Here is a 25,093-nt window from a genome sequence, read left to right as displayed (position 1 = left end):
ACGATTGGACGTCCTACCTGGTCGATGATTTTCTGGACTAGCGGTTCAAGCATATTACTATCGTGAACATTTCCTGGAGTGACGATGTTTGCGAGTACAAATCCCTTCTCGTCCGTAGCAGCGTGAAAAGAATAGGCAAATTGCTTTGTCCGTTCATCCTTAACGTAATAACCACTCTCAGGGTCCGTTGTCGATTCTTTAATCTCCTTGTACTCTTCTGTTTCAAACTTTTCCGGTGGGAATGGTTTCTTCCCGTTCTTTTCACGATCAAGGTTGAGCTCCTCCTGGAGCCTCTTCTCATAAGCTCGCGTCTCTTTACGAACAACCTTCTTCTCGAACTTTCTCTTATTCGCACTCGCTTTAACATGGGTCGAATCAATGAAGACATGATCTGGGCTGAGAAGCCCACGATTTGTCACTTCGTTTAGAACTTTATAGAAAATCTGCTCGAACAGATCAGTATCTGCAAATCGACGGACATAGTTTTTCCCAAACGTGGAGAAGTGAGGAACCTCGGTATGAAAGCCAAAGCCTAGAAACCAGCGATATGCCACGTTCGTTTCAATTTCCTTGATTGTCTGGCGCATGGAGCGGATGCCGAAGGTATACTGAATGAATGTCATCTTGATCAGCACTACAGGATCTATGCTGGGTCTACCGATGGTCGAGTAAAGATCTTCAACTAATGGATAGATGAAGGAGAAATCAATAGCCGCATCTAGTTTGCGAACTAGATGATTTTGAGGAACCAACTGCTCTATGGTCAGCATTTCCAACTGTTCGCGCTCATTGATTTGATTCTTCGTCATCATATCCATCACCTCCTATTTTTAATAAGAAATACCGTTGATTGGAGCGTAGGGCGGCGACTCCTGCGGGAACAGCGCGAGCTGAAGACCCTGGACTGAGCACAGCGAGGGAAGCGGCTGAAGCCGTGCCCGCGGAACGCGTCCGCCCGAAGCGGAAATCAACTTTCCTAGGTTACCACTATTTTAAAAGAAAAAAGACCGTAAGCAAACACCTAAATTTCTGTGTTTGTCTACAGTCTGAAATAACAAAAAAATCCGGTTCACTAATGAACCGGATTTTTTTGTTATTTTTTATGAACACCCGGCTTATCTTCAAATCCAGATGTAAAAATGACTGCTAAAAAAGCAATGCTCACACCGATTACAGTAATCGTTCTCATTTTATATGTAAGCCTCCTTATGAAATGAATAGTGGTTGTCCTGTGAATATTATACCCCATTTTTATATCAAAGGGAATGATCGGCATTTTTTTATAAAAAGAAATGGCAGGATGGTGAATATGCTCGGGCTTCTTGAATATGTTTTCTTAAAGGGCATGTCAATATGCAATTGTTGAATCATTTTTGTTTGTCCACGTGCATAGGATTAAAGTAAATATCTCTCATCATGTCCATAGGGGAGGTTCAAATGGATATTATAAAAAAGGTAGAACAATATCGATTGCAGGAAGATCAGCTAAGGTGGGAAGGTACATTTTATGATTATTTGAAGCTGCTTGAGGAAAAGCCTTGGATTGCTCAGTCTGCTCATTCACGTATTTACAATATGATTAAAGATGCAGGTGTGGAGGAAGTAAACGGTAGGAAGAAGTACAACTTTTTTAGTCACCAACTTTTTGGACTTGAAGAAGCATTGGAAAAATTAGTTGAAGAGTATTTTCATCCATCAGCGAAGCGGCTAGATGTGAGAAAAAGAATTTTATTATTAATGGGACCGGTGAGTGGAGGAAAATCAACGCTTGTCACGATGTTAAAAAGAGGGCTAGAAAAGTATTCGCGAACAGAGCAAGGGGCAGTTTTTGCAATAAAAGGCTGTCCAATGCATGAAGATCCATTGCATTTAATTCCAGAGCATTTGCGTGACGACTTCTATCAAGAATATGGAATACGGATTGAAGGAACATTGTCCCCGCTGAACACGATGAGGCTAGAGCAAGATTATGGTGGGCGAATCGAAGATGTTATCATTGAACGCATCTTTTTTTCGGAGGATAAGCGAGTCGGGATTGGAACATTCAGTCCATCTGATCCAAAATCTCAAGATATCGCAGACCTCACGGGAAGTATTGACTTTTCAACGATTGCCGAATTCGGATCTGAATCAGATCCACGAGCATATCGCTTTGATGGGGAGTTAAACAAAGCGAATCGTGGAATGATGGAATTTCAAGAAATGTTAAAATGCGATGAGAAGTTTTTATGGCATCTTCTCTCCTTAACTCAGGAAGGAAACTTTAAAGCAGGACGTTTTGCACTTATCTCCGCTGATGAACTTGTTGTCGCCCATACGAATGAAACAGAGTATCGTTCATTTATCGCAAATAAAAAGAACGAAGCGCTTCACTCTCGAATTATTGTTATGCCTGTCCCATACAATTTAAAAGTGTCCAAAGAAGAGCGAATTTATGAAAAGATGATTCGTGAAAGTGATGTAGCTGATGTGCATATCGCTCCACATACGCTGAGAGTGGCTGCCATGTTCTCGATATTAACGAGATTAAAGGAACCTAAGCGTGGCGATATTGATCTTTTGAAAAAGATGCGTCTTTATGATGGTGAAAACGTTGAAGGGTTTAACTCCGCGGATGTGACTGAACTTCGTAAGGAAAACCAAGAAGAAGGAATGAGCGGGATTGACCCAAGATATGTCATTAACCGCATTTCATCAACAATTATACGGAAGGAAATAGCGTCTATTAATGCGCTCGATGTGTTACGATCCTTAAAAGAAGGCTTAGACCAACATCCATCGATTACGAATGAGTTGAAAGAGAAATATTTAAATTTCATTTCACTTGCCCGTAAAGAATACGATGAAATGGCGAAAAAGGAAGTCCAGAAAGCATTTGTTTATTCCTATGAGGAGTCAGCGAAAACGCTTATGGATAATTACCTCGATAATGTTGAAGCTTACTGCAATAAGTCAAAAATGCGCGATCCATTAACAGGTGAGGAAATCAATCCTGATGAAAAATTAATGAGATCGATTGAAGAGCAAATTGGCATTTCGGAAAATGCGAAAAAAGCATTTCGTGAAGAGATACTTATTCGAATTTCAGCTCTAGCAAGAAAAGGGAAGCGATTTGATTATCGTTCACATGATCGCCTTCGCGAAGCGATCCAAAAGAAATTATTTGCAGATTTAAAAGACGTAGTAAAAATTACAACATCGGCGAAAACGCCAGATGAACAGCAGCTTAAGAAAATAAATGAAGTCGTTGCGCGTTTAATTGACGAACATGGATATAATTCCACATCAGCCAATGACTTACTTAGATACGTCGGAAGTTTATTAAATCGTTAAGCCTGTGACTTCCCATCCACTTGCGATTTCTGGATGGGAAGCTTTTTTTATCGTTTATAGCAATAAAAAGAATTTGCACTTTAGATAATCTTTCTATTTAAGTAATCTACGACTAGACCCATGCGCACATCGACTAAGCTGTACGATGAGGCAAGATTAGCTCACCATTCAGGCTTCGCTCTGCTTCCTTTAAGAATCGCCGACGTTGCCAGAGAACGTAGCAACGTCGACGCACCAACTCTTGTTGATGCAGTTTGTACGTCGCTAAACGGGTCTGGCTTTTGTTAATTATTTGATCGACTTTGTCCAATTTGCCAAACAATCTGTCAATAAAAGCTTTTTTCTGCATAATATAAAGTAATAAACGTAGTTTCAATGTTTATAAATTGTATAAGGAGGGTGTTCAAATGACGGATTCAAATCACAAGCAATTTGCAATTTCCCAAGAAGATTGGTCCCTCCACCGTAAAGGTCATGATGATCAACAACGCCATCAAGAAAAAGTGCAGGAGGCCATTCGCAGTAATTTGCCAGACTTGATTACAGAAGAAAGCATCATTATGTCCGATGGCCAAGACGTTGTGAAAATTCCGATTCGATCTTTGGATGAATACAAAATTCGATATAATTATGATAAAAACAAACATGTCGGTCAAGGCGACGGAGACAGTGAGGTCGGAGATGTCGTTGCTCGTGACGGTGCTCCACAAAAGGGACCTGGAAAAGGCCAAGGAGCAGGAGATCAAGCGGGGGAAGACTATTATGAAGCGGAAGTGTCGATGCTTGACTTAGAGGAGGCATTATTTAAAGAACTGGAATTACCTAATTTACAAAGAAAAGAACAAGATACAAATCAAATCGAACATATTGAATACAATGATATTCGTAAAACCGGCTTAATGGGAAATATCGATAAGAAGCGAACGATGATGTCTGCCTTTAAACGAAATGCGATGAGTGGAGAGAAAGGCTTTTACCCGATCTACCCAGAGGATTTAAAGTTTAAAACGTGGAATGAAATTCAAAAGCCAGAATCAAGTGCTGTCGTGATTGCGATGATGGATACAAGTGGCTCGATGGGGGTCTGGGAAAAGTATATGGCCCGCAGCTTTTTCTTCTGGATGACAAGATTTTTAAGAACGAGGTATGAAACGGTGACAATCGAATTTATCGCTCATCATACGGAAGCAAAAGTGGTCACAGAAGAAGAGTTCTTTTCAAAAGGAGAAAGTGGAGGAACCATTTGTTCATCCGTATATCGTAAAGCATTAGAAATAATTAATGAAAAATATGAGCCGAGTCGTTTTAATATATATCCTTTTCATTTTTCCGATGGAGACAATCTGACTTCTGATAATGCAAGATGCATTAAACTTGTTGATGAACTGATGAAAAAGTCTAACATGTTTGGCTATGGTGAAGTGAATCAATATCAAAGAAACTCAACATTAATGTCTGCCTATAAAAATATAAAAGATGAAAAATTTTATTATTATATTTTAAAGCAAAAAGCAGATGTATTTCACGCAATGAAAAGCTTTTTCCATAAAGAAGAGCGCCAGCCTGTATAAGTACGAAAAGTCCAGAATCTACTTCTGGATTTTTTTATTTTGAATGTTCAGAAATTTAATTGACACGTGGTGAAATAAGCAGTAATGTAAAAGATAATATAACGAAAATTTTCATGAACGGAGAAATACTGTCATATAAATGATTATGCGAAGCTTCTTCACCTTGAACTTATCGTAAGCGTTTTCCTTAGGGCGCATGAAAGGAGAGGTTGGCAATGCCAAGCATTGAAGGGCAGACGTATGAAACAAAGCTTCAACAATTTATTGAAAAGATTGAGTCAGGTGTAAAAATCGAGGCAGATGACTGGATGCCTGATGAATATCGTCAAGCGTTGATTAAACTGATTTCCATGCATGGAATGAGTGAAATCATGGGGGCGTTGCCTGAGAAAGAATGGGTTCCTAAAGCGCCTTCATTACGGAGAAAGCTCGGGATTATGGCAAAGGTGCAAGATGAAATGGGGCACGGTCAGCTGCTTTTACGTGTTACAGAAGATTTAATGGCCCCGCTTGGAAAAAATCGTGAATCATTAATGATTGATTTACTTAATGGCGATTTAAAGTTTCATAATGTATTTCATATGGAAGCACCGACATGGGCAGATGCAGGTATTATTGGCTGGCTCGTCGATGGTGCAGCAATTATGACGCAAACGAATATGTTAAATGCTTCGTACGGACCATATTCAAGAGCATTGCATCGAATTTGTGCGGAAGAAGTTTTCCATGCTCAGCACGGGGAATCGATCATTATGGCTTTAGCCGAAGGGTCAAAACAGCAAAGGGAAATGCTTCAAGCGGCGATTAATCGATGGTGGCCTTCTTTACTTATGTTTTTCGGCCCAGCTACAGCGGCAACAACAGGAACATCCAAACAGGATATTACGATTAAATATAAAATTAGAACGAAAACGAATGAACAATTGCGGCAAGACTTTTTCACGAAATACATTCCTAGAATCAAGTCACTTGGCTTAACCGTCCCTGATGATACATTGCGATTCGATCAAGAAAAAGGGCAATGGGAGTACGCGCAGCCTGATTGGAATGAGTTTAAGAAAATCATATCAAATCGTGGTCCGAAATCACAAAATCGGCTGCGATTAAGGAGGAGTGCTTTTGATCATCATGCATGGGTAAGGGAGGCATTACGTTAGAGGAAAGGAGAAATGGAGCATGGGCATGAATGAGCCTAACTCAGACGGTTTTTATGAAGTATTCGAAGTGTTTAGTAAGCGTTCGTATAAAAGTGATTTTCAACATCAGTTTAGCTTGCTTGCTCCAAATGCCGAAATTGCTTTCGTTATGGCACAAGAAAATTTCTTGCGTCGTGAATCTGTTGTAGATTTATGGGTTGTCAAACGTTCAGACATAAGGATGATGCAACCAGAGGAAAGAGAATCCCTTGCACGGCTTGATAATAAAGATTACCGTACGACGAAAGGCTACGGTTATTTAAGAAAAAAATGGCGGCAATATGAACAAAACATATTGGATGAAAAGGAAATCATGTCGTGGGGGGAGCAGTGAATGGAAAAAATCACCTCGCCGCAAGCGGCAATGAAAAACGAAGAGTATCGGCTTGCACTCGTTGAACTTCTTTATCAACTTGCTGATGATGATTTTATCATTGCGTACAGAGGTTCTGAATGGCTTGGGTTAGCTCCGCATATTGAGGAAGACGTTGCCTTTTCTTCGATTAATCAAAATACGATGGGGCACGCAGCGATGTATTATCAGCTTCTTGAAGAATTAGGGGAAGGGGCAGCAGATCAGCTAGCACACGCAAGAAAAGCATCTGAACGACGAAATGCAGTGTTATTAGAACTCGTCAATGGAACAGGCACATATTTGGATGAGCCTAAATTTGACTGGGCATTTGCGGTTGTTCGCCATTATTTTTACGATGTTTACAAAAAAATGAAGCTGGAAGCATTGAAACATTCAACATATGAACCGCTTGCGCACGCGGCGATTAATATTCATATGGAGCAATATTATCATGTTATGCACTGGCGAGTATGGTTTGAGCAGCTTTGTAAAGGGAAGGGAGAAGCGCCGGCACGAATGTCCAAGGCAATTGAGCGAGTGTGGGCGGAGTTTCTTGGCGTGTTAACATTTGGACCACTAGGAGCGGCAATGTGGAAGTATGGGATCATTGAAAAGCAGGACCAGCTGCAAAAGCGCTGGGAACATGAAATGAAATCAATTTTTCAATCCGTCGAAATGCCGTACCTTGGAATTTCAGGAATGAAAAGTGGGAATGGGCGAAATCGTGAGCATACGGCAGATCTCGATTTGGCATTAGCGACGCTTAGTGAGGTGTATCAACTCGATCAACAGGCAATTTGGTAAGGTGGTGATCATCATCGACGTGAAATTGAAAGAAGAAGTAATGCAAAAGCTGCAATTCGTGAAAGATCCAGAAATTCCTTCGATTAGTGTCATTGAGCTTGGCATGATTGAAGCGGTGATTGTTGGTGAGAGAGAGATTACGATTAAAGCTTTGCCTACCTTTGTCGGGTGTCCAGCACTGGAGCTTATTAAATGCAATATGATTGATGCCCTCGCGCATATAAAGGAAAATCGCGAAATAAAGATTGAGTTTATTTATGATCCACCATGGACATCGGAAAGAATTTCGGATGTTGGAAGAGAAAAGTTAAAAGAATACGGAATTGCCCCACCGCCCGAATTTCTCAACGATGGCAGCTTTGGAGAAATCTGTTGTCCATATTGTGATTCCCGTTATACGACACTCGAAAATTTATTCGGACCAACAGCATGCAGATGTATTTTATATTGTAAATCATGTAAAAATCCATTTGAAGCGATGAGACCCGTATCGAACTTAATGTGAAATTGGGGGAATGACGATGTTTAAAATGATTGCTCTCTTTACAACGCCAGAGGATAAGGAAGCGTTTGATCAATATTATTTTTCCACACATTTGCCGCTTACTAAAGAGATTCCGGGATTGCGAGATGTAAAGGTAACAAAATTTACTGGTTCACCAATGGGAGAGACACAATATTATTTAATGTGTGAAATGTATTATGACAGCAAAGAGTCATTTAAGCAGGCTTCAAAAACAGCCGAATCTAAGGCATCTGGGAAAGATGTAATGAAATTCGCTGGTAAGCTGGTGACGTTTATGTTCGGTGAAGACGTCAATGAGTAAATTTTGCTATATCGAAACAGAACAAATCGGTGCGGTTGGAATCGTACGATTAAATCGGCCGGAAGTTCTTAACGCACTTAATCGGCAATCGGTATCTGAAATTTTACTTGCTTTTGAACAATATGATCAAGCGAAGGAAATTAGAGTCATTGTCCTTTGCGGCAAAGGAAAAGCATTTGCTGCCGGAGCAGATATTGAGGAGATGGCTGGCGATGATGCAATAAAGCTTGAGTTGATGAACCAATTTGCTGATTGGGATCGGCTCGCACTTATTAAGAAACCGATCATCGGAGCTGTTCATGGGTACTGCCTTGGTGGCGGCTTTGAACTTGCACTTATTTGTGATTTATTGTTTGCTGCAGAAAATACAAAATTTGGTTTTCCAGAAATTCAATTAGCCGTTATGCCTGGTGCGGGTGGTACTCAAAGATTAACAAAGTTGATCGGAAAAACTAGGGCAATGGAATGGCTCCTTTCAGGTGAACAAAAAAACGCAATTGAAGCATTTAAATTTGGAATTGTAAACAAGCTCTTTTTAGAAGAAGTATTAATGGAAGAAACGTTAAAATTTGCTCAATCACTTGCTGAAAAGCCAGCGTTATCTGTAAGATTGATTAAGGAGGCAGTAAATAAAGCCGGTGATTATTCTTTATATGAAGGAATGCAGTTTGAACGGAAAAATTTTTATTTGCTCTTTGCTTCAAACGATCAAAAAGAAGGAATGAACGCCTTTATGGAAAAAAGGAAGCCGGACTTTCAAGGGGATTGAGGTGGAGAAGATGTATGAAACAGTTTTATTTGAAGTATCAGACTCTGTTGCACGCTTAACATTGAATCGTCCGAATAAATTGAACTCCTTTAATGAAAAGATGATTAGTGAATTACGGCATGCGTTGAAGGAAGCGAGGAAATCGGCGGAAATACGAGCCATCCTTTTGACGGGGGCAGGTCGTGCCTTTTGTGCAGGCCAGGACTTGGCGAGTGTAGACGAACAGGCTGATCATGGGGAAATGTTGCGGCAATATTATAATCCGTTAATTGAAGAAATCGTGAGTTGTGAAAAACCGGTTATCGCTGCAGTAAACGGAGTTGCCGCAGGAGCAGGATTTAGCTTGGCATTAGCGGCCGATTTTCGAATTGTTTCTGAGAAAGCGAGCTTTATACAAGCTTTTATCCACGTCGGGCTTGTTCCTGATTCAGGAAGCACGTATTTTTTACCAAGATTAGTTGGCAATGCAAAAGCACTAGAATTAATGACGTTGGGTGAGAAAATTCATGCTGATGAAGCGAAAGAGCTAGGCATCGCAACGAAGCTCATTTCGATTGATCAATGGGATGAGGAAATTCATTCATTTGCGAAAAGGGCTGCAATGATTCCGACAAAAGCTTTCGCTTTAATGAAGCAAAATCTTCAGCAATCATGGGAGCTTTCTTTATCCGCCTTATTAGAAAAAGAAGCATTTGCCCAACGAGTTGCTGGATTAACAGCCGATCACAAGGAAGGCGTACAAGCGTTTTTAGAAAAGCGAAAGCCCGACTTTCAGGGGAAATAAAACTTGGGAATGGATGGGGAGCAGGGGAGAATGAGGAATGGACCTAATACAAGATCGTTAATCTTTACTCTATTTGGTGATTACATTCGTCACTCCGGTAATGAAATTTGGATTGGAAGCTTAATTCGTTTGATGAAAGAATTTGGCCATAATGATCAATCTGTTCGTACCGCTGTGTCAAGAATGTATAAACAAGGATGGCTAGTTTCGAGTAAAATTGGAAATCGAAGCTATTATCGCTTAACAGATAGAGGTATGGCTAGAATGGAAGAAGCAGGTAAGCGGATTTTTAAACTGAAGCCAGATCAATGGGACGGAAATTGGCGGATGTTGTTTTACTCCATTCCCGAAGAGAAACGAAGCATTCGAGATGATTTAAAAAAGGAATTATCATGGAGTGGTTTTGCACCGCTATCAGGCAGCTGCTGGATCACACCAAACAATCTAACGGAAGAAACAAAGCAATTAATTAAAAAATATCAACTAGAAAAGTATGTCGATTTTTTTACTGCCGATTATGAAGGGCCAAAGCAAAATATTCGCTTAGTACAATCTTGCTGGAATTTAACAGATATTAGCAATAAGTACAAACAGTTTATTGATGAATATACAAAAAAATTTAATATGACACGTAGAAAGTGTGAACAAAAATCGATAACGAATGCACAATGTTTTGTAGAAAAAACAATGCTCGTTCATGAATATCGGAAGTTTTTGTTTATCGATCCAGGATTACCGGCGGAATTATTACCAGAAGACTGGATCGGATATGACGCTGCTCAATTGTTTAGTGTCTATTATAAATTATTAGCACCTCCGGCGATTACATTCTATGAAAATGTTTTTAAAGAAGGAAATACAAGCAAAGAAACAAGTAGATCTTATGATTTATATGAACAGCCTTTGCTTATCGCTGAGGATGAACCCCCTTCAAAATAACTAGTTAATTTCCAAAATATCACAGTTACCTGTTACAATTGGTAACTAATGCCAATGAAAATAGAATGAAAGCGCTTTAATAATCTTAACATTTTAAATCTTATTGACTATCAAGCTTGGGCAGTGTACGATTACGATAAAATATTGCCGCAATACAATGAAAGTTAAGGCAATGAAAGAGATAAAAGGGGGACAATTGAATGAAGATCGGGTGGAAGAAAAGTTTGATCGCAATTTTAAGTGCAGTATTTATCCTTGCTGCATGCGGTAGTGGTGGCGGAAATAATAGTTCACCAGAACCGGAAGGGAATAATGAGCCTGCTAGTAATGAAAACAATAAAGATGAAGAAAAAGTGTATAAAATCGGTGTTACGCAAATCGTTGAACATCCATCTTTAAATGCGGCATATGACGGCTTTAGGAAGGCGTTAGAAGATGCGGGCATTAAAGCAGAGTACGATGTTCAAATTGCGCAAGGAGATAATAGTGCGAATACTTCGGCAGCTACGAACCTTGTTAGTGCTGGTGTCGATCTTATTTTTGCAAATTCAACACCGAGTGCACAGGCGGCGGCGAGTGCTACGCAAGATATTCCGATTATTTTTACATCTGTAACAGATGCGGTCGGAGCTGAGCTTGTTGATTCAATGGAGAGCCCGGGCGGAAATGTGACGGGGACAATTGATGCCCATCCAGACGCGATTTCGAATACAATGAAATTCTTGAAAGAAGAGCTTGGAAAGAAAACTGTTGGTATGGTTTTTAACTCTGGTGAGCAAAACTCACGTGCACAAGTGGATTCTGTAAAGGAATTGCTTGCAAGTATGGACATGAAAGTTGAAGAGGCTTCAGTCGCAACTTCAGCTGATGTGAAGCAAGCGACAGAATCATTAATTGGTAAAGTTGATTCATTATACATTATTACAGATAATACGGTTGTTTCTGCTCTTGAATCGGTCGTATCCGTTGCAAACGATAATAAGCTTCCAATGATGGTTGGCGAATTCGATTCTGTAAAAAGAGGCGGACTTGCAGCATACGGATTTGAGTACTTTGATATTGGCTATGAAGCAGGACAAATGGCGGTTAAGATTTTAAAAGGTGAAAGCAAGCCGGCAGATCTACCAGTCCAAATCCCGCAAAATTTAAAATTAGTAATGAATGAAGAAACAGCATCTGCCATTGAAGTAGAAATAAAGGATGCGTGGAATGCTGAACTGATTGAGTAGACTAGGAGATGATTCTAAATGTTTTTAGCTGTATTTGGCTCTGTTGAGCAAGGAATCATCTATGCAATTATGGCACTTGGCGTGTATCTTACATTCCGAGTGCTTGATTTTCCTGATTTAACGGTTGATGGAAGCTTTGTGACAGGTGCAGCCGTAGCAGCGACGATGATTGTACTTGGTTATCATCCCATCATTGCTACGATTGCTGCGTTAGTGATCGGCTTCATGGCTGGCTGTGTAACTGGAGTTTTGCATACGAAGGGCAAAATTAATCCATTGCTCTCAGGTATTTTAATGATGATTGCCTTATATTCAATTAACTTACGTATTATGGGATTAACATCGGAAAATTCCGTTGGGAGACCGAATATTCCATTATTAAACGCTGAAACGGTCTTCACAAAATTTAATGCTTTTTGGGGCAAGCTTGGAATTGATCAAGGAATTAATCAATTTCTTAGCATGCTTGGCGCCAAACATCTCCCATCTACATGGGGAACAGTATTTTTAATGGTCATTATTACAATTATTATTAAGTTTGTTGCAGATTGGTTTTTACAAACAGAGATCGGTCTTGCGATTCGTGCTACTGGTGATAATAAGAAAATGATACGCAGTTTCTCCGCCAATACGGATAATTTAGTCATTATTGGGCTCGGTATCTCGAATGCTCTCGTTGCTTTTTCAGGGGCACTGATCGCTCAATATGCAAAGTTCTCAGATATTGGACTAGGAATTGGGATGATTATTATCGGTTTAGCTTCGGTCATTATTGGTGAAGCGATATTTGGAACGAAAACAATTGTTAGAACAACAATTGCAGTCATCATTGGTGCGATTATTTATCGAGTTGTTTTAGGGCTTGCCTTAAGAATTGACTTGCTTGACACAGGAGATATGAAGCTTATAACAGCGGTAATTGTCATTCTTGCATTAGTCATGCCACAGTTTTTCGAAAAACGACGTGAAAAACGAAGAAAAGCAAAACGTCTTGCTGAACTTGCTTTAAAAAGGGAGGATAAAGCCGTTGCTGAAGCTCGGACAGATTAATAAAGTATTTAATGAATCAACACCTGATGAAAAGATCGCGCTCGATCAAATTAACCTCGAGTTAAAATCTGGAGATTTTGTTACCGTTATCGGCAGCAACGGCGCTGGAAAATCGACGATGATGAATATGATCTCTGGAGCACTTACTCCCGATGTAGGCACTATTGAAATCGCTGGAAAAGATGTTACGAGATTGCCAGAATATAAACGTTCAAAATTAATTGGTAGAGTGTTTCAAGATCCGATGGCTGGAACCGCCCCTTCCATGACGATTGAGGAAAATTTAGCAATGGCTTATTCACGAAGCCAAAAACGCGGCTTAAGAAAAGGCGTCGATAAAAAACGACGTGAATTTTTTCGTGAGTCACTTGCAACATTGCATTTAAATTTAGAGAATCGTCTAAATGCAAAAGTAGGACTGCTTTCTGGTGGAGAGCGGCAAGCCTTATCGTTATTAATGGCTACATTTACTCAACCATCCATTTTACTTCTTGATGAACATACTGCTGCATTAGACCCCGCTAGAGCAGAGTTGATTACGAATTTGACGAAGCAGTTAGTGGCAAAAGACCAATTAACGACGTTAATGGTCACACATAATATGCAACAGGCGCTTGATCTCGGCAATCGCCTTATTATGATGGACAAAGGGCAAATTATTCTTGAAGTTGAAGCGGATAAGAAAAAAGACTTAACGATTGATAAGTTAATGGCTGAATTCCAGCGAATTCGCGGAGAACAATTAACGAGTGATAAAGCGTTATTATCGTGATTTGACTTAAAGCAGTAGAAACCCCTGCTGCAATAATGGCGGACTGCAATCTGAGGGAGTTCAATCTTCCTGTATCAGACGGTTTGTTTATGGTAAAAAAAGATTTGCTGATTCAAGTTAAGCCTCTGGCGGATATCAGTGATTGTGGCAGGAAGGCAACCTACGTTCACCGCGTCCTGCGGACCAAATTTAGGAAAAATCTGGCCATAATTGATTTGTAAATTGAGGTGAGCGAGTTTGAAGGCAGGAATAGCAATCGGACAAAGTGCAGAGATTTCTTTTAAAGTAAGTCCTGAGATGTTTGCCCAATTTGAGGGTCAGCTCGTCCACGAAGCTTATTCAACCGTTTCGATGGTATACCATATGGAATGGGTATCAAGAAAAACAATTTTGCCATACCTCGAGGAGCATGAAGAAGGCATTGGTGGGGCAGTGAAGCTAAAGCATATTGCCCCATCCGCTGCTAATACGACGGTTCACGTAAAAGCGACGATTAATGAAATTAACGGTAATATCATTATTACGAAAACGGATGCATGGAATGATAGAGGACTGATTGGAACTGGCGAGGTTACACAAGTGATCTTACCGAAAACGCAAATTGCTACAAAGCTTGCCTTATCTTCTTTATAAACACTAGAAGGAAGGGATCGTTTGTGGATTTTTTTACGTGCATGGAAGAGCATGAACAAGTGGTTTTTTGCAATGACCCGAATACAGGGCTCAAAGCGATTATCGCCATACATGATACGACACTTGGGCCAGCTACGGGTGGATGTCGAATGTATCCATATCGAACAATTGAGGAAGCGTTTGCAGATGTACTTCGACTCTCGAAAGGAATGACATATAAATGTGCGGCAGCCGATATTGATTTCGGTGGCGGTAAATCGGTTATTATTGGTGATCCAGCGAAAGATAAAAGCCCAGAATTATTTCGCTCCTTTGGAAAATTCGTCGAATCATTAAATGGAAGATTTTATACAGGGACGGACATGGGAACAACTCCGAATGATTTTATCCATGCAATGAAAGAAACGAATTGTGTCGTTGGACTTCCAAAAGAATATGGCGGTGGTGGCGATTCATCAATACCGACAGCTCGCGGTGTTATCTACGGAATCCAAGCAACGAATTATTTTATCGATGGATCAGATGAGCTTGCAGGAAAAACGTATGTGATCCAAGGGTTAGGAAAAGTCGGATATAAAGTGGCAGAACGATTATTAGAAGAAGGGGCAAACTTATACGTTTGCGATTTAAATGAAGAAGTGATTGCTGCTTTGGTCGAATATGGAAAGGAACGTGGGAATCGTTCCGTTAAGGCTGTTTCAGAAGATGCGATCTATTCCGTCGAGGCAGATATATTCATCCCTTGTGCGATGGGAGGAATCATCAATGATGAAACAGTTGAAAAATTAAAAGTAAAGGCAGTCGTTGGTTCGGCGAACAATCAATTAAAGAATGAGTACCATTGCGGAATGCTTCAGCGAAAAGGAATCGTGTATGCACCTGACTATATTGTAAATGCTGGCGGGCTTATTCAAGTGACAGATGAGCTTTTTGGCATTAATGAACAGCGTGTTTTACAAAAAACAAAAGCGATTTATCATACATTATTAAATATTTTTCATAAAGCAGAAAATGATAGCGTTACCATCTCCGAAGCAGCGAATCGTGTCTGTGAACAGAAAATCAGTGCTAGGAAAATGGGCAATAGCTTCTATTCAAGGAAAGAACCACCTAAATGGCGAGTACGTTATTAATAGAAAGTCGAATTGTAATAGAAGGCAACCTGAGCGATATGAATGCAAGCGAAGGAGGTTTTTCTCATGAGTCAGTTCGAAATGATTTCTTACGTTGATCAACAAGGTCATTTATTAAATGAGGAGCATGAATCAAAGTTAACGGAATCGTTTTTAAAACGGGTCTATATGCAAATGGCTCTTGCTCGCAGCTTTGACCGAAAAGCGATTAATTTGCAGCGTCAAGGAAGACTAGGGACCTACGCGCCGTTTGAAGGACAGGAGGCCGCACAAATAGGCAGTGCGCTTGCACTTGAAGATGAAGATTGGCTTTTTCCAACATACCGTGATCATGCTGCGATGATGACTTTTGGTCATTCATTGACTACGATATTTTTATATTGGAACGGAAGGGTGGAAGGATGCATCCCTTCTAGTGGAAAAAAAATTTTCCCGCCTGCTGTCCCGATTGCTACACAGCTTCCACATGCAGCAGGAGCGGCAATGGCGGAAAAATATCGAGGCACGAAAAATGCTGCAATTGTCTATTTCGGCGATGGAGCAACATCCGAAGGTGATTTTCATGAAGGGCTTAATTTTGCAAGCGTCTTTAAAGCACCAGTTATTTTTTTCAATCAAAATAATCAATTTGCCATCTCCGTTCCGATTGAAAAACAGATGAATTCTAAGACAATTGCTCAAAAGTCGGTTGCTTATGATATTCCTGGCATTCGTCTTAATGGAAATGATGTGTTGGCAGTCTATTTTGAGACGAAAAAAGCATTGGATAGAGCTCGTAATGGTGAGGGACCGACATTAATTGAGGCCGTTACATGGCGATATGGCGCGCATACGACAGCAGATGATCCGACAAAGTATCGCGACCAAGCGATAAGTGATGTAAAGCGTAAAACTGATGATCCGCTTTTGCGCTTTGAACGTTTAATGAAAAATCGGGGAATATGGGACACTCAATGGGTAGAACTAATGACTGAGAAGATCAATGAAGAAGTTGAGAAGGCTGTTCGGGAAATGGAGGATTTTTCGGAAGCAGATGTTAATGATCTATTTGATCATGTGTTTGCAGAAGCCCCATGGCCGATTCAAGTACAAAAGGAACAATATGTTGAATTTTTGCGAGGTGTGAATGGATGAATATATCAGCACCAACATCACAAAAATTGACGCTCGTTCAAGCTGTTACAGATGGTTTGCGAACAATGCTTACAGACAAGGATGAATTAATCCTATTGGGAGAGGATATCGGGAAAAATGGTGGAGTATTTCGTGCAACAGAAGGATTACAGGCGGAATTTGGGGAAGATCGAGTCATTGATACGCCATTAAGTGAATCCGGAATCGTTGGCGTTGCCATTGGCATGTCGGTAAACGGCTTATTACCAGTTGTTGAGATGCAATTTCTCGGGTTTATTTATCCAGCATTTGAACAAATTATTGCTCACGCAACCAGAATAAGAATGCGAACGAAAGGACATTTTACTGTTCCGCTCGTTATCCGTGCCCCATATGGAGCTGGAATTAGAGCACCTGAAATCCATTCGGATAGTACAGAAGCATTGTTTACCCATATGCCAGGAATAAAAGTAGTTTGCCCATCGAATCCATACGATGCAAAAGGATTGCTGATTGCAAGTATCGAAGATCCAGATCCTATTTTATTTCTTGAACCGATGCGCTCTTACCGTGCTTTTAGAGAGGATGTTCCAAAAGGAAAGTACTCGGTTGAAATTGGCAAAGCGAATACAGTGAAAAATGGAGATGATGTCACAGTAATTGCTTGGGGAGCGATGGTTCCGCTCGCAATGAAGGCGGCGGAGAATTTGGAACAACGAAAAATTCATTGTGATCTTATTGATTTACGAACATTATATCCATTTGACCGTGAGGTGATCATCGAATCGGTTCAGAGAACGGGAAGAGCGGTCATTATCCATGAAGCACATGCGACAAATGGTCTCGGTGCCGAACTAATTAGTTTTATACAGGAAAGATCATTCTTATATTTAAAAGCTCCAGTTGCACGTGTAGCCGGGTTTGATGTACCTGTCCCATTTTATTCATTGGAAAATCATTATTTGCCAAATGTAGCAAGAATGGAGAAGGCAATTGAAGAAACCGTGACATTTTAACGAATGGGGGCTGAATCGTTTGGTAGAGGTGAAATTGCATGATATTGGAGAAGGAATGACAGAAGGAGAAATCCTCCATTATTTTGTAAAAGAGGGGGATCGAGTCAAAGATGATCAGCCACTTGTAGAAGTTCAAACGGATAAAATGACAGCGGAACTTCCATCGCCAGCTACGGGGATTGTAAAAGAAATAAAAGTAAGCCCAGGACAAAATGTCTCTGTCGGTACAACATTGCTTATTATTGATGGTGATAAAGAGGACCAACCGACTGAACAAAAGCAATTACAAACGAAAGAAAAGCTTGTGCTTGCTGCGCCTTACACAAGAAAAATTGCTCGTGAACTCGGTGTGAAAATCGAGGATGTTATTGGAACAGGAGCGGCAGGAAGAATTACGGACGAAGATATTTATCGATTTGCAAAAGCAAAGCCAATTGCAGAGTCAAATAAACAAGAAAAAATTGTAGATAAACAGAGCGAGCAAAATGAAGAAATCATTCCTTTCAAAGGAAGAAGAAAACAAATTGCTGCGAAAATGACAAAATCAATGTTTACTATTCCTCATGTTACCCATTTTGAAGAAGTTGATGTCACGAATGTACTAGAGCTAATCACTCAATTAAAACAGTCTGCTGAACGAATATCTGCCTCTGCCTTTTTCATAAAAGCAACCCAGCTTACACTGAAAGAATACCCCATTTTCAATGCCATACTTGATGAAGAAAATGAAATCATTCGGTTGAAAAAAGAGTTTCATATTGGAATCGCAACAGATTCAGATGAAGGTCTAATCGTCCCCGTCATTCACCATGTTGAAAAAAAATCAATAAAAGAAGTTAATCAAGAAATGAAAGACTTAATTAAAAAAGCGAAGGAAAATAAATTATCAGGAAAAGATTTGAGTAATGGCACATTCACGATTAGCAATGTCGGTCCACTCGGATCTGTTGCGGCGACACCGATAATAAATTATCCAGAGTCAGCATTGCTCGCTTTCCATAAAGCTAAGAAACGCCCAGCAGTTGTAAATGATGAAATGGCGATACGCTCGATTATGAATGTATCGATGTCATTCGATCATCGTATTGCTGATGGTGCGCAGGCGATAGCTTTTACGAATCGATTGACCGAGTTTATTGAGAATCCGTCACGGATGCTATTGGAGTTGATATAATGGTTGTTGGTGAAATTGCACAGGAAAAAGATCTTGTCATTATTGGCGGTGGACCCGCCGGTTATACAGCAGCAATTAGAGCGGCCCAACTTGGAAGAGAAGTCCTATTAATTGAGAGTAATAAACTAGGAGGAGTCTGTTTACATGAAGGCTGCATGCCCGCAAAGTCGTTAACGGATGTAGCGAAGCAACAGTTAAATGTAAAACGAATGGAAGAACTTGGCTTTACCTTTTCAGATGTTACGTTTGATTATCATGCATATAAAGCATTGCGTGATCGGATTATTATTCAATTACAAAAAGGAATCGAAGCATTATGTGCCGCAAATAAAATTGAGCTGTTCAATGGTCATGCGAGCTTTTTAGATAGAGAACGGATAGGGATTGAAAATGGGCATCAATTCGAAGTGATCCGTTTTCAACAAGCGATTATTGCAACTGGAGCGACGCAAATAACAGCTCCAAACCAGTTAACGGTCTCAGCACTCTTTCAGCTCGAAACCATTCCAGCATCACTCATATTAGTAGGATTTTCATACATTATATTGGAAGCGGCATTCGCTTATCGGTCGCTTGGCAGTGATGTTTGGATCATTATGGATGAAAACTTTGAGCTGTCATTGGATATAGAGATAATGAAAGAACTTAAACGGATCATGAAGAAAAGAAACATCACCATTATTCCAAATGCAATTCAAGTCACTTGGGATGGAGAACAATGCATTTTTTATAATCAGCGAAATGAAAAAGTGGAAATAAAAGCGGAGCATTTTTACAGTGAAGGGAAATGGCATGGTCAAACAGATAAATTAGGAATTGAACGACTGGGAGTTTTAAACGAATCAGGGTTTATTCCTGTTAATCATGAGTGCAGAACGAATGTGGAGCATATTTTTGCTGTCGGGGATGTGACAGGTGCACCATTGCTTGCTCTGAAAGGAATGAAGCAAGGTAAAACCGCCGCAGAAGCGGCTTGCGGAATTGCAAGTGAAGTAGATTTAACATGGATTCCGACTGTCGTGCAAACCGATCCGCCACTCGCCTCCGTCGGATATACAGAAAATCAGGCAATTGCTGCGGGCTTTAAGGTGAAAACAGGCCAATTCCCATTGGCGAGCAATGGATATGCTGTGTTAACGGGTAAAAAGAATGGAATCACGAAAGTTATCTTTGAAGAAGGAAGTGATAGGTTACTTGGGGTCCATATGTTTGGGGAAGGAGCGGTTGAATTAATTTCAAGCGCGGTGTTTGGTCTGGAAATGGGGGCCAGGGATGAGGACTTGTTGTTTCCGTTATATCCGCATCCAAGCATGAATGAAGCGATATTGGAGGCGGTTGAGCAGATGAAGGGGCAGGCGATTCATTTTCTTCAAAGAAAAAAGTAATATTTATGACAAAAAGCGTTTGCGGACTTCCGGAGAAGGAATGATACAGCTTTCTTTTTTTCTGACAAGGCGATAGCGATTTTTCGCAACGATATCGTAAAATAAATTGCGAATCGGTGCTGGAATTATCGTGAATAGAAAAAAACATTTCCATGCTCCATCCAAATGACGGCATATTTGCAATGCTGCTGTTGATTTCACATATGCTTTTTTATTATTAATAACGACGAGACTATCCACATGAGAAGGGATCGAATACGTTTCTAATAGCGATTGCCCGATCTCGCTTTGTAAAGAGGCAAAATGAAAATAGCCTACTCTATCATGCTTGATAATAAATTGAACATTTGAGTTGCAGAAATGACAATCTCCATCAAATAAGATAATCGGTAGCATGAAAAGCCCTCCCATTTATAAAAAAGAAAGCCTTAATTGGCTTTCTTTTACATAAATAAACTTAATACATAATAAGATAATGCGGCAAGCGTCGCTGAAATTGGCAGTGTAATCACCCATGTCACGAGCATTGTTTTCGCTGTATCCCATTTTACACCTTTAACACGATGGGATGAACCAACTCCAAGGATGGAAGATGAAATAACATGTGTCGTACTTACTGGCAAATGAATAAATGTTGCCCCGAAAATGATAAAGGCTGAACTTAAATCAGCAGCTACTCCGTTAACAGGTCTAATTTTCATTATTTTTCCGCCGACTGTTTTAATGATTTTCCAGCCGCCGACAGATGTACCAATTCCCATTGCAGCCGCACAGGCAAACTGAACCCAAAATTGGATATCAGTTGTAGTTTGATAATTATTTGCAATTAGTGCCATTGTAATGATTCCCATCGCTTTTTGTGCATCATTCGTTCCATGCGTATATGCTTGCAATGCTGCAGTTGCGATTTGAATATGACGGAATCGTTTATTTGTTTTTGCCAAGTTAAGATTTTTAAACGCAAATTTGAAAAAGGTGTAAATCGTAAATCCAATCGCAAAAGCAATTAATGGCGAAAAAATGAGTGCTTGAATAATTTTTAGAAATCCACTGAAATTTAATGAAGAAATCCCGGCTGCTGCAATCGCTGCACCTGCAATTGAACCGATCAGTGCATGTGAAGAGCTGCTAGGAATTCCATAATACCAAGTAATTAAGTTCCAAGCGATGGCGGCTATTAATGCTGCCATAATAACGAGCGAGCCGTTTTGCAGTTTGAATGGATCTACGATATCTCTCGTAATTGTTTGGGCAACTCCAGTAAAAGTCATTGCACCTAAAAAGTTCATAAAAGCTGCCATAGCAATGGCTACTCGCGGTGTCAATGCTTTTGTTGAAACGGAAGTGGCAATCGCATTTGCGGTATCATGAAAACCATTAATAAAGTCAAAAGATAATGCTAAGACAACGATAACTAACGTAATGATAAAAACCGTATCAATTCCCATAATGAAGGACTCCCTTATGCATTTTTCATAACAATGCTTTCAAGTGTATTTGCTACACCTTCACAGCTGTCCGCAATGTCTTCGAGATCTTCATACAGTTCTTTGTACTTAATTAATTGGATCGGATCTTTCTCAACAGTAAAAAGATGTTTAATCGAATGACGTAATGTTTCATCACATTTTGATTCGAAATCTTTGATTTTAATCGCATGTGGACGAATTTCAGGTAACTTTTTACTAAAGATCAGACCAATTGCGATATCAATTTCATCTACACATTTGCGAATCGCATCGACAAATTGCAGGATGTATTCATCACTTTTTGCGATTGAATACATATCGAAAAGGGCTGCTGTATGTTCCATTCCGTCTAATACATCATCCATAATCATCGAAAGTGCAAGAATATCTTCCCTTTCAATTGGCGTGATGAAAGAATTATTAAGCTCTTTTATGACTTCATGAACATACGAATCGCCGATTGTTTCGAACTCTTTCATTTTCCCAGCAAAGATTTTTGTATCCTCTTTTCCGTTAAATTGAAACTCAGCAAAGTAAGTTGCGCTCTCTTTTAAATTTGCAGAAATTTTTTCAAGAAGAACGGCAAACTTATCCTTTTTGCTTTTTTTGAAAACCATCGTAAAGCCCCCTTATTTGAATTGCATTAATATGACGATACCATTTTACAGCATAAAGAGGAAATTTTAAAAGAAAATTGTCGAAAAAACTTAAAGACGAGCTTCAAAGATTGATGGCTCATCAAGAAAAGGTGCAGTTATTTCCAGCTTTTCTAAAGTAAAAGGGTGGATGAATGCTAATTTTCTGGCATGCAATGCTTGTCTAGGAAAAATCGGACGCCCGCCATAAAGGCGATCACCTGCAAGTGGATGGCCGATATGGCTAAGATGGACGCGTATTTGGTGTGTTCTTCCTGTATGTAGTTTGCATTCGACAAGTGTTAATTGTTTATTTGGATAAGTATTACATACTTGAAAATCTGTCTTTGCTTGTTGGCCTGATTTTGACACTCTTCGTTTCGTAGGGTGATAACGATCGCGACCGATTGGCTGATTAACAGTGAAGCGACTCTCCTGTATTAATCCATCGGCTAATGCGACATATATACGTTCTATTTGATGATCATGGAGCATGCGATCCAAAATTGCATGACTTAACGAATGTTTTGCAAATAAAAGCGCTCCTGATGTGTCTTTATCAAGCCTTTGCACATGTTTAATCTTGCGGTGGTCGTCTTTTTTTTGTAAATAGCCAGCAACCAGATTGGCCAGTGTGTTCGTTTCATTCATTTCGTTCGGATGGGTTGTTATACCAGCCGGTTTATTAACGATCAACAGATGCTCATCTTCAAAAAGAACTTGAAGCGATTCATAGGCAGGGATAACTGAATCATTACAATCCTCTGGAAGGAGGATAAGCAGTTCGTCATTTGCTGCAACTTTGCTCGTCCAATTTACTTGTGAACCATTAAGAAATACTGCTTTTTCCATTCTTAGTTCATGGATGAGTTTTTTCGGGGCGTGCAACGTCGTCCGGAATAAATCTTGGATGGATGTTTGCGCCCATTGTTCATGAATGTTTATTCGAATCGTATAATTTTTCAACATCCAGCCTCCTTTAGTTTCATGTTTTTCCCAAGAGAATCATCGGGAAACGTATGTTATCCTAGTTATATCGTTATATAAAAAGGTAGGGTTAATCATGAAAGTTGTTTACGCGGCAACATGTGAGCAAGAACGGACGTTAGCAAACTTAATCGAGCACATGTATTCCTCCGTCTTTCCACACTTTTATTCCAACGAAGAAATTACCAGCTTTCGCGAGTTTGGCGTGTTGCAACCTTCAGTTACTGAAGCGGAAAGACTTTATACATTAAAAACATCTTTCCAAGCAATGGCGAGCTTGCAAGTGATGATTTGTATTTTGGAAAAACGACTTGATCGCGAATATGAACGATTGTTTGAAAGAAATGTCCATATATTAAAAAATTGTGAATTATTTTTTCCGTTTACTTTTCAGTCTTTTTACGAAAAAGCTAAAACAAACGAAATTGTAAGTTTGGATAGACATCCGATGAATCAAATGCTCATATAATAAAAGCCTCCGTATGAAGGAGGCTTTTATTCATTACCGTCACTTTACGTTTTTTTCGAAAAAGGCTTTGAAATCTTCTTTTGGTGCGGCACCGACGATTCGAGCTTGTTCTTTTCCCTTTACAAAATGAACGACCGTTGGGGTGCTTTCGATATTGTACTCGTTTGATCCTTGAGGAAATTCTAGTAAATTGTATTGGACAAGGTCAATATCAAGTTCTTTGGCAACGGGATTAATGATCGGTGTCGTTTGTTTACAAAAAGAGCAAGTTGAGCTAAAGAAATAAACTGTTACATCTTCTTTATTATTTAACTTTTTTTCGAGCTCGTCAGGCAGAATAATGTTTTGATAATTCGGGTCATCAAGCTGATCAATCGTTGCAGGGTGAAGGCTTTCTTTTTGATACACATTACCTTCCGATTTTTGGTCCTGCTGAATTTTTGTAATGAGTGCAATGACCGCAAATAATCCAACAAAAATAGCTAAAAATATAATTACTTTTTTCATTTGTTTGTTTCCTCCAAACGTTTCAAAATGATGACATTAGTGATAAAAATAAGGATGAATGCGACAAGAGCTAAAAATGGAATCGTAATAAATCCAAGCCAATTTATGTATTGGCCATTACACGGGACGAGTCCGCACGCAGGTACTGATTTGGCAAAGGCAGGTAATTTTTGTATCGCATAATGGTAAAGAGAAATGAACATGCCAATCCCAGAAAATGCTGCTGAATATAGTGCGGCATTGTACTGTTTTTTTACTACGGCAATCCCTAAAATAAGAACGATCGGATACATAAAAATTCGTTGATACCAACAAAGTTCGCACGGAATATATTGGCGAATTTCAGAAAAATAAAGGCTCCCAAGTGTAGCAACGAGGGAGATCACCCAAGCAAATAGCAACATGTTTTCAAGTGAGTCATTTTTTTTGTTTTTTTTCATCATTAAACCTCATTTCCAAATGGGCGGCTATCAACATGATTATAATATTAGAAAATGGGAATGTAAATTTGCAGGCGGAATGTCACAGAGAATTCATATTCGTTAAAAAAACCCGGCAATGGCCGGGTTATACAGACATAATCGGATTACCATGGATCAAATCATCCCCTGAAGATGTAGCAGAGACGGCATGTTCTAAATAAGTGAGCAATCCATATAATTGTCGCTCAATTACCGAATAATCACGGGAAAATTGATACGCATGTAAAAAACGTTCAATTCGTTTAGAAAGGATATGATCCTGTGTTCGCACCATTAAAACGACAAGGTTATCCCATTCGGAACGGTGTGTGTAATATAGGGCTCTGTCATAGTCAACTGTATTCATTGATCAACCCTCCTTTTGGAGTTGGTTATAGTATCTCCGTGACAGAGTGAATCGTGCTGTGAAAATGTTGACAATCGTGATTTTGACGCAGTTCCATCTTTTTCATGAATAATCA

The 25,093-nt window shown here is 39.7% G+C and carries 28 protein-coding genes; 20 read left to right on the top strand and 8 right to left on the bottom strand.

Annotated elements, in window-relative coordinates; all coding sequences use genetic code 11:
- A partial coding sequence (locus KHA95_RS22140) for a transposase (protein ID WP_213136950.1) occupies nt 1–812 on the bottom strand: 812 nt, incomplete at its 3' end.
- 625 nt (nt 813–1,437) lie between these two features.
- Here KHA95_RS22140 and KHA95_RS22135 point away from each other — a divergent pair.
- From KHA95_RS22135 to KHA95_RS22045, 19 genes are all read left to right on the top strand, one after another.
- Entirely contained in the window at nt 1,438–3,333 is a 1,896-nt protein-coding gene (locus tag KHA95_RS22135; RefSeq protein WP_213139740.1) for a PrkA family serine protein kinase, read from the top strand.
- Between the two features lie 407 nt (nt 3,334–3,740).
- Complete coding sequence (gene yhbH, locus KHA95_RS22130; RefSeq protein WP_213139739.1) at nt 3,741–4,904, top strand: sporulation protein YhbH; 1,164 nt, start codon at nt 3,741–3,743, stop codon at nt 4,902–4,904.
- Between the two features lie 215 nt (nt 4,905–5,119).
- Complete coding sequence (gene paaA / locus KHA95_RS22125; protein WP_213139738.1) at nt 5,120–6,061, top strand: 1,2-phenylacetyl-CoA epoxidase subunit PaaA; 942 nt, start codon at nt 5,120–5,122, stop codon at nt 6,059–6,061.
- A gap of 19 nt (nt 6,062–6,080) precedes the next feature.
- Entirely contained in the window at nt 6,081–6,434 is a 354-nt protein-coding gene (gene paaB, locus KHA95_RS22120) for a 1,2-phenylacetyl-CoA epoxidase subunit PaaB (protein ID WP_249317204.1), read from the top strand.
- Nucleotides 6,435–7,259 carry a 1,2-phenylacetyl-CoA epoxidase subunit PaaC gene (gene paaC / locus KHA95_RS22115; RefSeq protein WP_249317201.1) on the top strand — a complete coding sequence of 275 codons (825 nt, stop codon included), beginning with the start codon at nt 6,435–6,437 and terminating at the stop codon, nt 7,257–7,259.
- Nucleotides 7,260–7,278: 19 nt separating this feature from the next.
- Nucleotides 7,279–7,764 (top strand): 1,2-phenylacetyl-CoA epoxidase subunit PaaD, encoded by a 486-nt coding sequence (gene paaD, locus KHA95_RS22110; RefSeq protein ID WP_349305515.1) that lies wholly within the window; start codon nt 7,279–7,281, stop codon nt 7,762–7,764.
- A 16-nt stretch (nt 7,765–7,780) separates the two neighbouring features.
- Nucleotides 7,781–8,086, top strand: coding sequence for an EthD family reductase (locus tag KHA95_RS22105; RefSeq protein ID WP_213139737.1), 306 nt, complete (start codon nt 7,781–7,783; stop codon nt 8,084–8,086).
- Nucleotides 8,079–8,855 carry an enoyl-CoA hydratase-related protein gene (locus KHA95_RS22100; protein WP_213139736.1) on the top strand — a complete coding sequence of 259 codons (777 nt, stop codon included), beginning with the start codon at nt 8,079–8,081 and terminating at the stop codon, nt 8,853–8,855. The genes KHA95_RS22105 and KHA95_RS22100 overlap by 8 nt, the downstream gene beginning before the upstream one ends.
- A 10-nt stretch (nt 8,856–8,865) precedes the next feature.
- On the top strand, nt 8,866–9,639 hold the full coding sequence (locus KHA95_RS22095) for an enoyl-CoA hydratase-related protein (RefSeq protein WP_213139735.1): 774 nt from the start codon (nt 8,866–8,868) through the stop codon (nt 9,637–9,639).
- Between the two features lie 30 nt (nt 9,640–9,669).
- The gene (gene paaX, locus KHA95_RS22090; protein WP_213139734.1) at nt 9,670–10,578 is read left to right on the top strand and encodes a phenylacetic acid degradation operon negative regulatory protein PaaX; all 909 of its coding nucleotides are present in this window, start codon (nt 9,670–9,672) and stop codon (nt 10,576–10,578) included.
- A 200-nt stretch (nt 10,579–10,778) separates the two neighbouring features.
- Nucleotides 10,779–11,807 (top strand): ABC transporter substrate-binding protein, encoded by a 1,029-nt coding sequence (locus KHA95_RS22085; protein WP_213139733.1) that lies wholly within the window; start codon nt 10,779–10,781, stop codon nt 11,805–11,807.
- Between the two features lie 18 nt (nt 11,808–11,825).
- Nucleotides 11,826–12,857, top strand: a complete 1,032-nt coding sequence (locus KHA95_RS22080; protein ID WP_213139732.1) for an ABC transporter permease — start codon at nt 11,826–11,828, stop codon at nt 12,855–12,857.
- Nucleotides 12,835–13,629 carry an ABC transporter ATP-binding protein gene (locus tag KHA95_RS22075; protein WP_213139731.1) on the top strand — a complete coding sequence of 265 codons (795 nt, stop codon included), beginning with the start codon at nt 12,835–12,837 and terminating at the stop codon, nt 13,627–13,629. Before KHA95_RS22080 ends, KHA95_RS22075 begins: the two co-directional genes overlap by 23 nt.
- Before the next feature lie 237 nt (nt 13,630–13,866).
- Nucleotides 13,867–14,262, top strand: a complete 396-nt coding sequence (locus KHA95_RS22070) for a thioesterase family protein (RefSeq protein ID WP_213139730.1) — start codon at nt 13,867–13,869, stop codon at nt 14,260–14,262.
- 41 nt (nt 14,263–14,303) lie between these two features.
- Nucleotides 14,304–15,395, top strand: coding sequence for a Leu/Phe/Val dehydrogenase (locus KHA95_RS22065; protein ID WP_213139748.1), 1,092 nt, complete (start codon nt 14,304–14,306; stop codon nt 15,393–15,395).
- A 66-nt stretch (nt 15,396–15,461) separates the two neighbouring features.
- On the top strand, nt 15,462–16,529 hold the full coding sequence (gene pdhA / locus KHA95_RS22060) for a pyruvate dehydrogenase (acetyl-transferring) E1 component subunit alpha (protein WP_249317199.1): 1,068 nt from the start codon (nt 15,462–15,464) through the stop codon (nt 16,527–16,529).
- Nucleotides 16,526–17,524 (top strand): alpha-ketoacid dehydrogenase subunit beta, encoded by a 999-nt coding sequence (locus KHA95_RS22055; RefSeq protein ID WP_213139728.1) that lies wholly within the window; start codon nt 16,526–16,528, stop codon nt 17,522–17,524. The genes pdhA and KHA95_RS22055 overlap by 4 nt, the downstream gene beginning before the upstream one ends.
- 19 nt (nt 17,525–17,543) lie before the next feature.
- Nucleotides 17,544–18,698: a dihydrolipoamide acetyltransferase family protein gene (locus tag KHA95_RS22050; RefSeq protein WP_213139727.1), complete on the top strand. Its 1,155-nt coding sequence runs from the start codon at nt 17,544–17,546 to the stop codon at nt 18,696–18,698.
- Nucleotides 18,698–20,083, top strand: a complete 1,386-nt coding sequence (locus KHA95_RS22045; protein ID WP_213139726.1) for a dihydrolipoyl dehydrogenase family protein — start codon at nt 18,698–18,700, stop codon at nt 20,081–20,083. The genes KHA95_RS22050 and KHA95_RS22045 overlap by 1 nt, the downstream gene beginning before the upstream one ends.
- A 3-nt stretch (nt 20,084–20,086) precedes the next feature.
- Here the strand turns inward: KHA95_RS22045 and KHA95_RS22040 are convergent, their stop codons facing one another.
- The 4 genes from KHA95_RS22040 to KHA95_RS22025 all read right to left on the bottom strand — a co-directional run bounded on the left by KHA95_RS22040 (nt 20,087) and on the right by KHA95_RS22025 (nt 23,156).
- Nucleotides 20,087–20,479 carry a thiol-disulfide oxidoreductase DCC family protein gene (locus KHA95_RS22040; protein ID WP_213139725.1) on the bottom strand — a complete coding sequence of 131 codons (393 nt, stop codon included), beginning with the start codon at nt 20,477–20,479 and terminating at the stop codon, nt 20,087–20,089.
- Between the two features lie 47 nt (nt 20,480–20,526).
- Nucleotides 20,527–21,531, bottom strand: a complete 1,005-nt coding sequence (locus KHA95_RS22035) for an inorganic phosphate transporter (protein ID WP_249317197.1) — start codon at nt 21,529–21,531, stop codon at nt 20,527–20,529.
- 14 nt (nt 21,532–21,545) lie between these two features.
- Nucleotides 21,546–22,169, bottom strand: coding sequence for a DUF47 domain-containing protein (locus KHA95_RS22030; protein ID WP_213139724.1), 624 nt, complete (start codon nt 22,167–22,169; stop codon nt 21,546–21,548).
- A 90-nt stretch (nt 22,170–22,259) separates the two neighbouring features.
- A complete protein-coding gene (locus KHA95_RS22025) occupies nt 22,260–23,156 on the bottom strand; it encodes an RluA family pseudouridine synthase (protein ID WP_213139723.1) in 897 nt (298 codons plus the stop codon).
- Nucleotides 23,157–23,250: 94 nt separating this feature from the next.
- Here KHA95_RS22025 and KHA95_RS22020 point away from each other — a divergent pair, with 94 nt between their 5' ends.
- Nucleotides 23,251–23,643, top strand: a complete 393-nt coding sequence (locus tag KHA95_RS22020; RefSeq protein ID WP_213139722.1) for a DUF5365 family protein — start codon at nt 23,251–23,253, stop codon at nt 23,641–23,643.
- 39 nt (nt 23,644–23,682) lie between these two features.
- On the opposite strand, the gene KHA95_RS22015 is transcribed toward KHA95_RS22020, so the two are convergent.
- From KHA95_RS22015 to KHA95_RS22005, 3 genes are all read right to left on the bottom strand, one after another.
- Nucleotides 23,683–24,150, bottom strand: coding sequence for a thioredoxin family protein (locus KHA95_RS22015; RefSeq protein WP_213139721.1), 468 nt, complete (start codon nt 24,148–24,150; stop codon nt 23,683–23,685).
- Nucleotides 24,147–24,590, bottom strand: a complete 444-nt coding sequence (locus KHA95_RS22010) for a disulfide oxidoreductase (protein ID WP_213139720.1) — start codon at nt 24,588–24,590, stop codon at nt 24,147–24,149. Before KHA95_RS22010 ends, KHA95_RS22015 begins: the two co-directional genes overlap by 4 nt.
- Nucleotides 24,591–24,717: 127 nt before the next feature.
- Nucleotides 24,718–24,978 (bottom strand): YhdB family protein, encoded by a 261-nt coding sequence (locus KHA95_RS22005; RefSeq protein WP_213139719.1) that lies wholly within the window; start codon nt 24,976–24,978, stop codon nt 24,718–24,720.
- Nucleotides 24,979–25,093 lie beyond the last annotated feature (115 nt).

Source organism: Bacillus sp. FJAT-50079 (assembly GCF_018343515.1).
GTDB lineage: Bacteria > Bacillota > Bacilli > Bacillales > Bacillaceae_C > Lederbergia.
The sequence above is the reverse complement of the archived record's forward strand: the minus strand, read 5'-3'. Positions and strand labels throughout refer to the sequence as shown.